The organism is Streptosporangium sp. NPDC051022 (assembly GCF_040683035.1).
Taxonomy (GTDB): domain Bacteria; phylum Actinomycetota; class Actinomycetes; order Streptosporangiales; family Streptosporangiaceae; genus Streptosporangium.
In genome coordinates, this window is record NZ_JBFBCF010000011.1 from 21,457 (window position 1) to 35,824 (window position 14,368).

A 14,368-nucleotide genomic window follows, 5' to 3' on the forward strand; every position below is an offset into this window, starting at 1 on the left:
ATGTCCGCCGACCGATCGCTCTCCAAGGGAACCGACGCCGACGGCTGGCACCCGGTCGACGACGACCGGTTCCGGCGTGCTCTGTCGAGCCACGCCTCCGGAGTCGTCGTGGTCACGGCTGCCCCCGAGGGCGGGCGGCCGGTCGGCCTCACCGTCACCTCGTTCTCTTCGGTGAGCCTGTCGCCACCGCTGGTCTCCTTCTACGTGGGCAACACCTCCGCCACGTGGCCATCGCTTCGCGCGGCCGGACACTTCTGCGTGAGCATCCTCGCCGACGACCAGGCGATGCTCGCCTCTCGCTTCGCACGCAGAGGTATGGACCGCTTCACGGCTCCAACGCGCTGGCACACGGGGGTACACGGAGTGCCCGTGCTGAACGGCGCGCTCGCCCACCTGGTCTGCAGACCGTACGCCACAGCCGGCATCGGCGACCATGTCCTGGTGGTCGGCCAGGTCACGGAGGTGCGCGACGGTGCGGCGTCCTGCCCGCTTCTCTACCAGCGAGGCAGGTTCGGGAGGTTCGCACCGCGGGCGCAGGCCGACCGGGACTGAGTGTCCCCACGGTGGCCGAAGCACGCCGGGGAACGCGAGAGCAGGCACCTTGGCCGGCCAGCGAGGAGGGCGAGCGTCGCGGAGTTACTTCCTGTGGGTGGCGTTGACCAGTCCGGACTCGTAGGCGACGATGACGAGCTGGGCCCTGTCACGGGCTCCCAGCTTGGCGAGCAGGCTGCCGATGTGGGTCTTGACGGTTGCCAGACTGACATGGAGGAGTTCGGCTATTTCGGTGTTCGACAGACCTCGCGCGACGTGGAAGAGCACCTCGCGTTCCCTGTCCGTGACACCGGCGAGCAGACGGCCGCGAACCTGCGTGCTCGACGACTCGGGACGCCGGACGAACTCCGCGATCAGTCTGCGGGTCACGGTCGGCGAGATCAGGGACTCTCCTCGCGCGACCACGCGGATGGCGGAGAGAAGGTCGGTGGGCGGGGTGTCCTTGAGGACGAAACCACTGGCTCCGGCGCGCAGTGCCCCGTAGACGTACTCGTCCATGTCGAACGTGGTCAGGACGAGCACCCTGACATCGGCCGTCTCGGCTCCTTCGCAGATGCGGCGCGTGGCTTCGATCCCGTCCATGTCCGGCATCTGGATGTCCATGAGGACGACATGCGGATGTTCGAGCACGGCCAGCTCGACTGCCTCGACTCCGGTGCCCGCCTCACCGACGGCGACGATGTCGGCGGTGGATTCGAGCAGCATGCGCAGGCTGCCCCTCAGGAGCACCTGATCGTCGGCGACGAGAACACGAATCGGGTTGTCCACAGAATCCTCTGCCTTCGCTTTCATATCGGACCAGGCACTCCGGGCGCGGGATGCGCAACCTCAGGAACCGTACGGAAGCCTCGCCTCCACCCGGAAGCCGCCATACGCACCGGGGCCCGCCGTGAGTTCGCCTCCGTAGAGAAGGGCGCGCTCACGCATACCGATCAGGCCGTGTCCCTCGTTTTTCTCGGTCATCGCCTTCCTCGCCATCCCGTTGTCGGTCACTTCGATGGTGACCTCGTCCTGTTTCACGTTGACGACGACCTTGCAGAAGGTCCCTCCGGGACCGCCGTTCGCGGGGGAGGCATGCTTGATCACATTGGTGAGCGACTCCTGCACGATGCGATAGACCGTGCTCTCCAGGCTCCCCGGAAGACCATCGCCGCCGTTCAGTGAAAGTTCGACCCGGATACCCGCGGCCCGTGCCTGATCAGCGAGTTTCTCCAGGTCGGCGAATTTGGGGACGGGGGAGAGCGGGGAGTTCTTCGATCCGTCGCCGGAGCGCAGTATCCCCACCATGCGCCGCATCTCCTCCAGGGCACCGCGACTGGTCGTCTGGATCACCCCCAGCGCCTCAAGCGCCTCCCCCGGCCGCTCGGCGGCGACGTGTGCCGCCACCCCTGACTTCATGGCGATGAGACTCAGACTGTGGGCGACGACGTCATGCAGTTCCCGCGCGATGCGCACCCTCTCCTCCGCGACCGCCAGACGCGCGTGCTGCTCGACGCTTCGCCTGGCGTAGAGCCGTCTCTCTCTCATCGCCAGCCCGAGCGCCCACGCCGACGCGATGGTCAGCCAGCTCAGACCCACCAGCGCCGCGCTGGCGATCACATTCGGCTCGTGGGACAGCAGGACGAGTGCCGCCGCGGCGACCACGGCCGCGGCGAACGCGACGAGGGACCTGCGCATCGGCGCAGAGGTGCCCACCGTGTACAGCACGAACCCCCACACCAGAAAAAGGGTGATCAGGGCATGTGCCCATACACCCAATGCGGAGACGACAAGGACCACGGCCAGCGTCGTCAGGGGCCATACGCGCCGCGCCGCCGCCGTCAGCCCGAGGACGACACCGAACACCCATCCGTACGGCGGCGCCGCCACGCGATCGAGGGTCAGCAGCGCTATGGGGGCCACGATCACTATGTCGAAGAGGATCAGGTGGCGGAGACGCAGCTGCTGAACCAGCAGGGGGCGTAAACCGTCCATGTGATCACGATACGCACGCCGCCCCACAGGGGCATCCCCCCGTGGTAGGAGGCCCGGGTCTCAGCCTCAGGGTGGAGAAGGCCAGACCGGAGCCCGATGTCCACGGCCACGGATCTCGTCATCTTTGATACATGATTGAAGTCCGGAACCTGACCAAGCGCCACGGGTCGAAGCTGGCCGTCGACAACCTGTCCTTACATGTGATGCCAGGACAGGTGACCGGCTTCCTCGGCCCGAACGGCGCGGGAAAATCCACGACCATACGCGCGGTGCTCGGCCTGGACACTCCGACCTCGGGGCAGGCACTGGTCGGCGGGCGGCAGTACACCTCGCTGCTGCGGCCGCTCTACATGGTCGGCGCCCTGCTGGACGCCGACGCCGCGCACATCGGCCGGTCGGCGTACAGCCACCTGGCCATCCTCGCCCGTACGAACGGCATCGGCCGGCGCCGGGTCGCCGACGTGCTTGAGATGGTCGGCCTCAGCGAGGTGTCGTACAAACGCGTCAGCGGCTTCTCCCTCGGCATGAAGCAACGTCTGGGCATCGCCGCCGCGCTCCTGGGCGACCCGGGCATCCTCATCCTCGACGAGCCGGTCAACGGACTCGACCCCGAGGGCATCCGATGGATCCGGGAACTGCTGCGCTCACTGGCGGCGGAGGGCCGCACCGTGTTCATTTCCAGCCACGCGATGAGCGAGATGGCACTCACCGCTGACCGCGTCATCATCATCGGCCGCGGTCGACTGATCACCGAGGCATCGGTCAGCGAGCTGCTCGTCAGATTCCACCGTGACGTCCTCGTCAAAACGCCTCGGGAGGGAGACCTCACGCGGCTCCTCGTCGCCCACGGGGCGATCGTGCGGCCCGACCCTGCGGGTGGACTGTCCGTCAGCGCCGATCGGCAGCGCGCGGGTCGGGACGCGCTCCTGGACAGTGTCTGGATATCGGAGCTGGCCGCGGCGCATGCCATCCCCCTGCACGAGATCACTCCGCGTAGCGCATCGTTGGAAGAGGCCTTCATGGAGCTGACAGACGACAGTACCGACTACAAAGCGACAGGACGTCGAGCATGAGCACCAGCGGCACATACGTGTCCAGCAGCCTCATCAGCCTGGGCGAGGACGCCCTCAACCCATCGCGCTCGCGCCGCCTGCGGGACCTGGTAGCGGCCGAGTGGCTCAAAATCCGCTCGCTTCGCTCGACGTACTACCTCCTGGCGGTGTTCCCCCTCCCGATCCTGCTGGGCGGTGGACTCGCCCTGACCACGGCCAGCTCCTGGGACAGGCTGACTCCCGAGGGTCGCGCCGGGTTTGACGCGACGGGAGCGGGAGGAACGGCACTGCAGGTCACCTACCTCGTCATGGCGGCCTTCGGCATTCTCGCGATCACCTCGGAAAGCACCACCGGGATGCTGCGCATGACGCTGACGGCGGTCCCCCGCCGAGGAGAGCTGCTCACCGCGAAAGCCTTGGTCGTCGGTGTCGTCTCCCTGGTCATCGGCCAGGTGAGCGCCTTTGCGATCTTCTTCGCCAGTCAGGCCATCCTCAACACGCGGGGAATCGGCGTGACCCTGGCGGCGCCGTACGCTCTGCCGAGCGTGCTGGGCGCCGGCTTCAGCTGCATGGTCATGGGACTCGTGGGCCTGGGACTCGGAACACTGCTGAGATCCACGGGGGCCGCGTTCGTCTCGATCTTCGCGCTGCTGTTCGTCATTCCCCCGTTAGCCTCTCTCCTGCCCACTCCCTGGCATGAATGGGTCGGCTCGCTCACACTGCCGATGGCGTCCAACCTTCTGCCCGGACGGATAACAGGCGACTGGTTCCCGCCCGCGGCGGCGGCACTCGTGCTGCTCGGCTACGTCGCGGTCTCACTCGTCGCCGCAGGAGCCGCTCTGTCGCGCAGGGATCCGTGAGACGAAGTTGCGGCCGCTTCGAAAACCGGCCGCAACTTCGCCTTTCACCGGCATTCTCAATAGTGCGGGCGCGCCCGATAATGGCCATGGCCGACCGGTCGCGAGCACAACGACATCTCACCACGCGACATTTACTCAAATTACAGCACAGTCTGAAATCAGCCGAAAACTTGCTGGACAGTGGCATATGTGAATGTAATCATATGCGCATGAGAACAGAATCCTTTGCGCAAACCAGCCCCTACGCAAGCGGAATCAAGTTCCACATCCTGGGCCCTTTCGAGGTATCCCTTAACGGTCGCCAGGTGTCGGTTCCCGCAGGGAAGCGACGCACATTGCTGGTTTCCCTTCTCTTGGAGGCGAACAACGTCATACCAACAGAAGAGCTGATTGTTCGCTTATGGGACGACGATTTACCCCGTGAACCACGCGGTGCTTTACATACATGCGTTAACCGACTTCGACAAACGCTGGCCAGCCTCAGCCGAGAGGCGGCCGCGGAAGTCAGGACCACGGCGTCCGGGTACGCCATCGATATCGACCAGGAGAGCCTGGACCTCATACGGCTGAGGCGACTGGTGGCGAAGGCCCACAGCGCGGGCAAGGCGGGCGACCTCGCCGCCGAGGTCGCCGGTCTCGCCGAAGCCCTCTCCCTGTGGCGTGGTCCCGTGCTATCCGACGTGCAGGCGGACCCGATAATCAGGGAAACGGTCCCCAAGTTGACCGACGAGCTCCTCTGGGCTCTGGAAAGGCACAACGATCTGTGCCTGGGGCTTGGATGGATCGACGGTCACCTCATCACGAGCCTGCGTTCTCTCACGACCAAGCACCCTTTCAGGGAGCGCCTGTGGTGGCAGCTGATGCTCGCCCTGTTTCATTCCGGCAGGCAGGTGGAGGCTTTGAAAGCGTACGCCACGGTCAGCCACTCCCTCCGTGAGGAAATGGGCATCGACCCGAGCCAGCAGCTTCAACGGCTTCACATGGAGATCCTTCAGGGAGACGCAAAATACCCGCTCCAGGCGCTCGCCGCCGAATCTCCTTCCAGGCTCGCACCCATTTCGTACTTCTAAGCGGAATTCCAGAAGTTCTGCTTATAACCGGCTAGGAGCCCAGGGGCTGGTCCACGGGGCGGCGGTGGCCAGCAACTGGCCGGGAAAGCGGGCGCGGAAGAAGGCATGGATCGTCGCAAGCGGCCGGGCCGGCCCACAGCGGCGTTGGCGATGAACGCCTTGAGCACAGCCCAGATCCGCTCGACCGGGTTGTCGTGCGGGCTGTAGCGAGCCCCGTACAGCACCTCGACCCGCAGGTGCGCCCGCGGGTAGCACGGACGGCCCGGGCATGGTGGATGCCGTCGTTGTCGCAGACCACCACGATCTTCGGTGCGGCCGGGAACGCGCCGCCGGCCGCATCTTCGAAGATTCCCCGCGTCAGGTGAGCCGGGTGCTCACGCTGCCGGGATATCGCGAGCGGCGGCGAGGCGTCCGTCCCTTCGCCGCCGGCTCAGGCGCCTCTTCGACGAACCGGATGTCCCGGACGGCGGGGTCAGTGGACCGGTTCCTTGTCGGCGGACTGGTCGAACTGGGTTCGGTACAGCTCCTCGTAGCGGCCGCCCGCGGCGAGCAGGTCGGTGTGCGTGCCGCGCTCCACGATCCGCCCGTTCTCGATCACGAGGATGAGGTCCGCGGCCCTGACCGTGGAGAGGCGGTGCGCGATCACCACCGAGGTCCGCCCGGCGAGCGCCTCGCCCAGCGCCTCCTGCATCGCGGCCTCCGATGTGGAGTCCAGGTGGGCGGTCGCCTCGTCGAGGATGACCACCCGGGGACGTGCCAGCAGGAGCCTGGCGATCGTCAGCCGCTGACGCTCCCCACCGGACAGGCGGTATCCCCGCTCACCGACGATCGTGTCCAGCCCGTCGGGCAGCGTCGAGACGAGGTCGGCGAGGCGGGCGCGGCGCAGCACCTCCCACAGCTCCTCCTCGGACGCCTGCGGCCGCGCCAGCAGCAGGTTCGCTCGGACCGACTCGTGGAACAGGTGCCCGTCCTGTGTCACCATCCCGAGCGCCTCGCGAGCCGACTCGGCGGTCAGGTCCCGGACGTCCACGCCCGACAGCCGCACCGCCCCGCCGTCGACGTCGTAGAGGCGTGCCGCCAGCTGCGCGATCGTCGACTTGCCCGCTCCCGACGAGCCCACCAGCGCCACCATCTGCCCAGGCTCGGCGTGGAACGACACGTCGTGCAACACCTGGACGCCACCGCGCGTGTCGAGGGTCGTGACCTCCTCCAGTGACGCGAGCGACACCTTGTCGGCGGACGGGTAGCCGAAGCACACCCCGTCGAACTCCACGGACACCGGGCCTTCGGGCACCTGCCGGGCGTCCGGCTTCTCGGTGATCAGGGGCTTCAGGTCGAGCACCTCGAAGACCCGCTCGAAGCTCACCAGCGCGCTCATCACCTCGACCCGCGCGCTGGCCAGGGCGGTCAGCGGCGCGTAGAGGCGGGTGAGCAGCAGCGCCATCGCGACGACGGCGCCGGGGTCCAGCTGCCCGCGCAGCGCGTAGAACCCGCCGAGGCCGTAGACGACGGCCAGCGCGAGCGCGGAGACCAGCATGAGCGCGGTGACGAACACCGACTGCGACATGGCCGTGCGCACCCCGATGTCACGCACCCGCCGGGCCCGCGCGGCGAACTCGGCCGACTCGTCGGCGGGCCTGCCGAAGAGCTTCACGAGCGTCGCCCCCGGCGCGGAGAACCGCTCGGTCATCTGGGTGGTCATCGCGGCGTTGTGGTTGGCCGACTCGCGTTCGAGCCGTGCCAGACGGGTGCCCATCCGCCGCGCGGGCAGCACGAACACCGGCAGCAGGAGCAGCGCCAGCAGGGTGATCTGCCACGAGGTCCCGATCATCACGATGAGCGTGAGGACCAGCGTCACGATGTTGCCGACCACGCCGGAGAGGGTGTCGCTGAACGCCCGCTGGGCGCCGATGACGTCGTTGTTCAGCCTGCTGACCAGCGCGCCGGTGCGGGTGCGGGTGAAGAAGGCGATCGGCATGCGCTGCACGTGGTCGAAGACCGTGGTGCGCAGGTCGAGGATGAGGCCCTCGCCGATGCTCGCCGACAGCCAGCGCGTCACCAGCCCGAGCCCGGCCTCCACGACCGCGATGACGGCGATGAGCGCCGCGAGCCGGACGACGAGGTCCAGTGCCGCCCCCTCGACGATCGCGTTGACGACCTGGCCCGCGAGCACGGGCGTCGCGACCGCCAGCACCGCCGTGGCGACGCTGAGCAGCAGAAACCACACCAGCAGCCTGTGGTGCGGGCGGGCGAACCCGCCGATGCGCCGCAGGGTGGCTATGGAGAAGGGACGCCGCTCCTCCTGCGCGTTCATCGCGTGGTACAGCGACGTCCACGCGGTCACTTCCATGTCCATCGCTTGTCTCCGGGGGGGAACGATCGGCCGGGCCTTCCGAACCGAACTCTTCGAACAGATTGGCGATGCCACGAACGATCCCATCCGCCACCGACAAAATCGCCACGGCGCTTTCGCGGCGTTCCTCGCGGGGGCCGTACCGAGCCTCACGGGACCGCAGGGGGCCTTACGGGATCGGTGTAGGACCGCGCGGACCGGCGCGGAGCCTCGCGAGACCGTACGGAGGTCGCACGGGTCTCGCGGACACCGCGCCGCCGTGCGCCGCCGTGTACCGCCGCGCCGCCGTCGGCGTTGCTCCGATGGCGACACCTGGACCCTAAAACCTCAACATATGTTGAGGTCAACCCGAACATTCGCCCCATCGCACATCCCCCGCCCCTTCCCACCCCGTCCCGGGCGAGCGGTACACGCCCCGGGAAGTCGTGACGTACGTCACGAGCTGGGCAAGGAAAGCGGCATAAGGTATAAAAAGGCATAAAGGACCTTCCATAAAGAGGTCCCGTCCCGTTGAACGTTCAGGTGATCGCAAAGAACCGGCCACGCCGGCCTCGTGCCGGTTTCTCATCCAGGCCGGGCCTCCCCCGGGCCTCTCACATGTGCCCGCCCGCTGATCACACCTGTGACACGTTCGCCATCCCACCGGAGAGTCGCGTCATGAGTCAGGACAGCAACAGCGCACACGTCGTCTTCGAGATCGACCTCACCCTGGAGGAGGCCCGGCGGCGCGCCTCGGTCATGGCCGCCCTGGAGACGGACTGGGATCCGCTCGCGGTGATGCGCGGCGAGGAGGAGGCCTACGACCTCCTCTACTCCGGCCTCGACGAGCGGCAGCAGGAGATCTACGACATGCTCGTCGCGGCCGAGGTCCTCCCCCGGAGGGGGCCCGGCCATGCTGCCGCTTGATCCCCACGCCGACCCGGGGCGCAGGGCCTGGGGGGTGCCCTGCCCCGGATGCCGCGACGACAGAGACTGCGGCGTCTGCGCCGACGGCCGCAACTGCGACCGGCACTGGCGCTATCTCATCGGTAACACCGGAAGTCTCCTGCATCTGCAGTGCCCCGGATGCACCCACCTGTGGAACCACGAGACCGGCTTCGGCGCGGGAGGCGTCCGCCCGTTCTGACGGGATACGTCGGTCTTCTGACCCCTTTCCCGAGATTTCGCAGACCGCTTCCTCGCGTTTCGTGAATCATTGCCCGAGGTGCCCGAGGTGCCCGAGGTGCCTGAGGGCCCGAGGTACCCGCGGTGCCCAGGGTGCCCGAGGCCACCGCGCCCCGTACGCGGACGACAACCGCTCGACAGGGCCGTGACGGAGACTCGGACCCGCGACACGGGACGAGGAAACGGGACGGGAGCGATCATGCGAGAGCCACCGGGAGCGGCACGGGCGGGGCGGGCCATGGCCGTGGCCACGCTCGTCTCACGGATCACCGGATTCCTGCGCACGCTGGCGCTGGTCGCGGCGCTCGGACTGGGAACACGCCTGTTCGACGCCTACACCGCCGCGAACACGCTGCCCAACTCGATCTACGACCTGGTGCTCGGCGGGGCTCTGACCGGTGTCCTGGTCCCCCTGCTCGTACGGCACACCGACGAGCTGTACGCCCAGCGCCTGCTGTCACTGACGGTCTACGGCCTGGGCGCCGTCGTGGTGGTCACGGCGCTGTTCGCCCCGCAGATCGTCGACGTGTGCTTCTACGGCTTCGACACCGGTCAGCGGCAGGCGGCGATCACCCTCACCCGGTTCTTCCTGCCGCAGATCCTCCTGTACGGCGCGGGGGCGATCGTCGCGGGCGTCCTCAGCACGCGCGGCAAGCCCGCCGCACCGATGTGGGCGCCCGTCGCCAACAACCTCGTCGTCATCGCGACCGCCGCCGCCTACCTGGCGATCGGCGGAACCGGGCGGCTGGACACGCTGACCGGGGCCCAGACCTGGCTGCTGGGCGTCGGCACCAGCGCGGGCGTGGCCGTACAGCTGCTCGCGCTCTCCCTGGCGACCCGCGGCACGGGTTTCCGGATGCGGCTGCGCGCCGATCCCCGGGGCGTCGGGATCCGGCGGATCGCGGCGATGGCCGGCTGGACGCTCCTGTCCGTGGTCGCCGCGCAGGCGGTGATCGTCGTGGTCAACCAGCTCGCCTCGGCCTCCGCCCCGGGGGCGCTCGGCGTCTACGCCAACGCCTACACCCTGTTCCAGCTGCCGTACGCGGTGATCACCGTCTCCATCGTCACCGGTGTCCTCCCGAGGCTGAGCCAGGCCGCGTCCCGGCGCGACCTGGCCCAGGTGACGGCCGACCTGTCCCAGAGCCTGCGGCTGTCCAGCGTGGCGCTCCTGCCGACGGCCGCCGCCCTCGTCGTGCTCGGCCCGCGGATCACCACCGTCCTGTTCGCCCACGGCAACGCCGACCCCTCGGCCGCCGCGCTGACGGGGTCGGTCCTGGCCGCGTACGGCGTGGCCCTGGTGCCGTTCTGCGGCTACCAGATCATGCTGCGCGGGTTCTACGCCCTCCAGGACACCCGCACCCCGGCCCTGATCGGCCTCCTGGTCTCCGGGATCGCGATCGTGGGCGCGGTGCTCTCGGCGCGCCTGCTGCCCGGCCCGGAGATGGTCGTCGGGACGGCGGCGGGTTACGCCGTCGCCTACGTCGCCGGATTCGCCGTCGCCGCCCTCGTCCTGCGGCGCCGGATCGGCCGCGTCGACGGCCACCGCCTCCTGCGCTCGCACGGCCGCATGACCGTCGCGGCCCTCGCCGCGGGCGCGGCGACGGCGGTCGTCGCCCACCTGGCCGGGAACATGGCCGGATCCGGGTGGGCGGGGTCGCTCGTCGTGGTGCTCGCGGGCGGATCCTGCGGGGCGCTCCTGTACGCCCTGGCGGCACGGTCGCTGCGCATCGCCGAGTTCCGCGTCCTGGTCGGCGCGCTGCGCCCCGGCGAGCTCTGAACCGGGGACCGGCGGCTCACCCGGTGCCCGCGAGCAGGGCGCGGCAGGCGTCCCTGTCGTAGGTGAGCCCTGCCGCGCCGAACCAGCGGTGGGCGTTGCCGATCCTCGGATCCCAGACGTCGTCGTTGGTGACGAGGGCTTCGAGGTAACGCCGCTGGGCGCCGGTGAGGGCAGGCGGTTCGGCGGCCTCGGGGAGAACGACGGGCTCGGGGAAGGCGGCGGCGAGCAACGGCCCCCAGTCGAAGTCGACAGTCCAGCCGTTGGTCATCCCGGCGATTCCCAGGGCCGCGGGAAGCAGTTCCTCGAAGGAACCCGTCTTCCTGACGGCGGCGGCGACGAGCGCGAAGCGGAGGTGGCCGAAGAGCTGGCGGGGCCGTACGGCCAGCCAGGAGTCGGCCGCCGCCGGGTCCTCCAGGGCGGCCAGGATCTCGCGGGTCGCGGCGGCGTCGCCGTCCAGCGCGGGGGCGAGGGCGGCGCAGACCCGGACGGCCGGGTGCGGATCGGCGAGGAAGTCCCGCGGGGCGGCGCCGAGCTCGCCCAGTGCCAGCAGCAGGGCGCAGCGCTCGTCGTGGCCGACGGCCTCGCGCGCGGCCCGCTCGAGACGGCCGGAGAGATCGGCCGGTCGCGCGACGGCATCGGGGATCAACGCGAGGGCGGCCAGGGTCCCGACCGCCCGGCTCCGTACGTGGAGGTCGTCGTCGTCGAGACACGCGGTCACCGAATCGACGAGAATCGGCGCGATCCATCTGAGGTCGAGTACCACCCGGGCCATGACGGCGTCGACGAGCTCGTCACCCCAGGCGTCCTCGTCCCCGTCGAGCAGCGCTTCCAGGAGGGCGGCGACCTCCGCCTCCCGGCCCTCCGGGTGGGCCACGGCCCTGATCTCGTCCTCGGAGACCTGGGGCTGGGCCGCCTCGGCCACCTCGCCGAGGAATTCGAGCAGGACCGCGCGCAGCGGTACGAGACCGGATCCGCCGGACGCGACGGCATGGCCGGGGGCGGCGCCGGCCGTACGCGGATCGGCCAGCAGGCCCGCGACGACCAGGGCCGCCGGTGGGGTCGCCGACCAGGGGGTTCCCTGGTGGATCACCGCCCCGAACAGGTGGTCGACGGCCTCGGCTCTCGCCTCCTCCCCGTCCCCGGCCAGTGCCCGCAGGTGGGCGGGGGTGTCCGAGGCCACGCCGTAGGCGTGGAACAGACGCGTCCAGTCGATGTCCGCGATGGTGTCCGAACCCGTTCGCATGGGGAAGATTCTCCACCGGATCACGGACGCCCGTGATCCGGGCCGCATTCGGCCGGCGAGGCGGCGCCGTCGCCGGGCTCCGTACGGCGGGCGTTCGTACGGTGGGCTCCGTACGGTGGGCGTTCATGAGACGGGCTCCGTACGGTGGGCTCCGTGCGGTGAGCGTTCGTGAGACGCGGCGCGGGCGGTGCTCGAGAGGTGCCGTGCGGCGGGTGTTCGAGGTGCCGCGCTAACGTCGCGGAATGAGCGAGAGGTTCCGCGACCCCGGCATCTCCTGGTACGGCCTGCTGGACGACGAGATCCTCGTCCACTGCCCCCGTTGCGACGGCCGCGCCCTGATCCTTCTCCGAGAGGGCGGGGAAGGACGTGAAGGCCCGGGAGAGCGGGAGGGCCGCGAAGGGCGAGAAGGAGGGGAAGGGGGAACGGAACGCGGCCTCTTCGCCCCGCGCAGACTGCTCTGCCCGGCGTGCGGGCACGGCCGAGACTGGGACGGCGACCGGATCGGCCGCTACGACGATCCCGAGGACCCGTACTTCCGTCTCCCGCTGTGGCTGCGCGCCCGCTGCTGCGGCGGCCGGACGCTGTGGGCGTACGGCCGCCGCCACCTGGACCTGCTCGAGGAGTACGTGGCCGCCCGGCACCGCGAACGGCCCCTGCCGTCCGGCGCGTCCGGAAGGGCCGGGACACTGGTCGCGTCCCTGCCCGCGTGGATCAAGAACGCCGGGAACCGCGGCGAGATCCTGCGGGCCGTCGCCCGGATGCGCGCCACGCTCGGCGACCCCTGACCCCCGCCCCGGCCCCGGCCCCCGGCCCCGGCTCTGCGGTCCCAGCCTCGGTCCCGGCTCCGCTCTCGGCCTTCACCCCGGCCTCGGCTTCACCCAGGTCCCGGACGACTCCCGCACTCCCGGGCGGCGCCGCCTACCGGGCCCGCTCCAGCAGCTTCTCGGTGCCGACCAGGCGCACGCAGGTGGCCAGGCCGCTGATCGCGAGCTCGACCTCGTCCAGCTCCGGATAGGTGGGCGCGATGCGGATGGTGCTGTCGCGGGGGTCGTCGCCGTAGGGGTGGGTGGCTCCCGCCGGGGTCAGCGCGATGCCCGCCGCCGCGGCCTTGCTCACCACCTGGCGCGCGCACCCCTCCAGCACGTCGAGGCTGATGAAGTAGCCGCCCAGGGGGCTGGACCAGGACGCCAGGCCGGTGCCGCCCAGTTCCTTGCCGAGGATCAGGTCGACCGCCTCGAACTTGGGCCGAATCAGCTCCCGGTGACGGCGCATGTGCTCCAGGACTCCGTCCCGGTCACGGAGGAACTCCACGTGGCGGAGGTGGTTGATCTTGTCGGGGCCGATGGTGCGCTTGCCGGTGTACCCCAGCAGCCAGGACACATTGGCCGGCGAGGAGCCGAAGAACGCCACGCCGCCACCGGCGAAAGTGATCTTCGAGGTGGACCCGAAGACGAAGACGCGGTCGGGGTTGCCGTTCTCCTCGCACAGCGCCAGGATGTCGGCGATCTCCACCGGGGTGTCCGTCAGGTGGTGCACGGCGTAGGCGTTGTCCCAGAAGATCCGGAAGTCTGGGGCCGCGACGGGCATGGCGGCCAGGCGCCGCACCGTCTCGTCGCTGTAGGAGAGGCCGCTGGGGTTGCTGTACTTGGGCACGCACCAGATGCCCTTGATCTGGGCGTCCTCACGCACAAGGCGCTCGACGACGTCCATGTCCGGACCCTCTTCGGTCATCGGCACGGCGATCAGCTCGATGCCGAACCGCTCGGACAGCGCGAAGTGACGGTCGTATCCCGGCACCGGGCACAGGAAGGCGATCCTCCGCTCGTCCGCCCAGCGGCGCTCGCCGCCCGGCAGCCCGCTGAGCAGCGCGTGGACGACGGAGTCGTGCATCAGGGAGAGGCTGGAGTTGTTCGCCGCGACAAGCTGCGCGACGGGCACCCGCAGCAGCGGTCCGAAGATCTCCCGGAGCTCGGGGAGGCCCTGCGCGCCACCGTAGTTCCGGCAGTCGGTCCCGTCCGCGGCGGTGTGACCGCCGGGAAGGGTGAGCATGGCGGCGGCGAGGTCCAGCTGACGCGCCGACGGCTTGCCCCGGGTGAGGTCGAGCGACAGACCACGCCGGACGAGTGCGTCGTAGTCACGCAGGGCGCGGTCACGCTGAGCGGTCAGCTCGTCGAGATTCAGGGCCGAAAAGGTCACGGGGGTTCCTTCGACTGCTGGTCGGAACTGGTCGGAAATGGACTTCGAAGAATAGAAGACCTTTCCGGCCGCCGGTGAACCGACCTCCGTGCCGCGTCTCACCGGCTCGCCACGATCGCGGCCCCGG

Annotated in this window: 13 protein-coding genes and 1 pseudogene; 8 read left to right on the top strand and 6 right to left on the bottom strand. The window is 69.5% G+C overall.

Annotated features, from left to right (window positions below):
• Positions 1-552, top strand: coding sequence for a flavin reductase family protein (locus AB0N02_RS19310; protein WP_363948075.1), 552 nt, complete (start codon positions 1-3; stop codon positions 550-552).
• Positions 553-636: 84 nt separating this feature from the next.
• On the opposite strand, the gene AB0N02_RS19315 is transcribed toward AB0N02_RS19310, so the two are convergent.
• On the bottom strand, positions 637-1,320 hold the full coding sequence (locus AB0N02_RS19315; protein WP_363948078.1) for a response regulator transcription factor: 684 nt from the start codon (positions 1,318-1,320) through the stop codon (positions 637-639).
• Positions 1,321-1,380: 60 nt separating this feature from the next.
• Entirely contained in the window at positions 1,381-2,526 is a 1,146-nt protein-coding gene (locus AB0N02_RS19320) for a sensor histidine kinase (RefSeq protein WP_363948081.1), read from the bottom strand.
• A gap of 131 nt (positions 2,527-2,657) precedes the next feature.
• Between AB0N02_RS19320 and AB0N02_RS19325 the strand changes: the two genes are divergently transcribed.
• The 3 genes from AB0N02_RS19325 (at position 2,658) to AB0N02_RS19335 (ending at position 5,508) form a co-directional block, all read left to right on the top strand.
• Positions 2,658-3,599: an ATP-binding cassette domain-containing protein gene (locus tag AB0N02_RS19325; protein WP_363948084.1), complete on the top strand. Its 942-nt coding sequence runs from the start codon at positions 2,658-2,660 to the stop codon at positions 3,597-3,599.
• A complete protein-coding gene (locus AB0N02_RS19330) occupies positions 3,596-4,438 on the top strand; it encodes an ABC transporter permease (protein ID WP_363948087.1) in 843 nt (280 codons plus the stop codon). The genes AB0N02_RS19325 and AB0N02_RS19330 overlap by 4 nt, the downstream gene beginning before the upstream one ends.
• A 209-nt stretch (positions 4,439-4,647) precedes the next feature.
• Entirely contained in the window at positions 4,648-5,508 is an 861-nt protein-coding gene (locus AB0N02_RS19335; RefSeq protein WP_363948090.1) for an AfsR/SARP family transcriptional regulator, read from the top strand.
• On the opposite strand, the pseudogene AB0N02_RS19340 reads toward AB0N02_RS19335, so the two are convergent.
• Positions 5,505-5,833 (bottom strand): annotated as a pseudogene (locus AB0N02_RS19340) (transposase); the annotation flags it as partial. The gene AB0N02_RS19335 and the pseudogene AB0N02_RS19340 overlap by 4 nt on opposite strands.
• Before the next feature lie 147 nt (positions 5,834-5,980).
• Complete coding sequence (locus AB0N02_RS19345; RefSeq protein WP_363948093.1) at positions 5,981-7,864, bottom strand: ABC transporter ATP-binding protein; 1,884 nt, start codon at positions 7,862-7,864, stop codon at positions 5,981-5,983.
• 654 nt (positions 7,865-8,518) lie between these two features.
• On the opposite strand from AB0N02_RS19345, the gene AB0N02_RS19350 reads away from it, so the two are divergent.
• The 3 genes from AB0N02_RS19350 (at position 8,519) to murJ (ending at position 10,802) form a co-directional block, all read left to right on the top strand.
• Complete coding sequence (locus AB0N02_RS19350; protein WP_363948096.1) at positions 8,519-8,767, top strand: DUF6400 family protein; 249 nt, start codon at positions 8,519-8,521, stop codon at positions 8,765-8,767.
• Positions 8,754-8,987 carry a hypothetical protein gene (locus AB0N02_RS19355; protein ID WP_363948099.1) on the top strand — a complete coding sequence of 78 codons (234 nt, stop codon included), beginning with the start codon at positions 8,754-8,756 and terminating at the stop codon, positions 8,985-8,987. Before AB0N02_RS19350 ends, AB0N02_RS19355 begins: the two co-directional genes overlap by 14 nt.
• Positions 8,988-9,224: 237 nt before the next feature.
• On the top strand, positions 9,225-10,802 hold the full coding sequence (gene murJ / locus AB0N02_RS19360) for a murein biosynthesis integral membrane protein MurJ (protein WP_363948102.1): 1,578 nt from the start codon (positions 9,225-9,227) through the stop codon (positions 10,800-10,802).
• A 16-nt stretch (positions 10,803-10,818) separates the two neighbouring features.
• Here murJ and AB0N02_RS19365 read toward each other — a convergent pair whose 3' ends face one another.
• Positions 10,819-12,045: a hypothetical protein gene (locus AB0N02_RS19365; RefSeq protein WP_363948105.1), complete on the bottom strand. Its 1,227-nt coding sequence runs from the start codon at positions 12,043-12,045 to the stop codon at positions 10,819-10,821.
• 242 nt (positions 12,046-12,287) lie between these two features.
• On the opposite strand from AB0N02_RS19365, the gene AB0N02_RS19370 reads away from it, so the two are divergent.
• Positions 12,288-12,830, top strand: coding sequence for a hypothetical protein (locus tag AB0N02_RS19370; protein WP_363948108.1), 543 nt, complete (start codon positions 12,288-12,290; stop codon positions 12,828-12,830).
• A 133-nt stretch (positions 12,831-12,963) separates the two neighbouring features.
• On the opposite strand, the gene AB0N02_RS19375 is transcribed toward AB0N02_RS19370, so the two are convergent.
• Entirely contained in the window at positions 12,964-14,241 is a 1,278-nt protein-coding gene (locus tag AB0N02_RS19375; RefSeq protein WP_363948111.1) for an aminotransferase class I/II-fold pyridoxal phosphate-dependent enzyme, read from the bottom strand.
• Positions 14,242-14,368 lie beyond the last annotated feature (127 nt).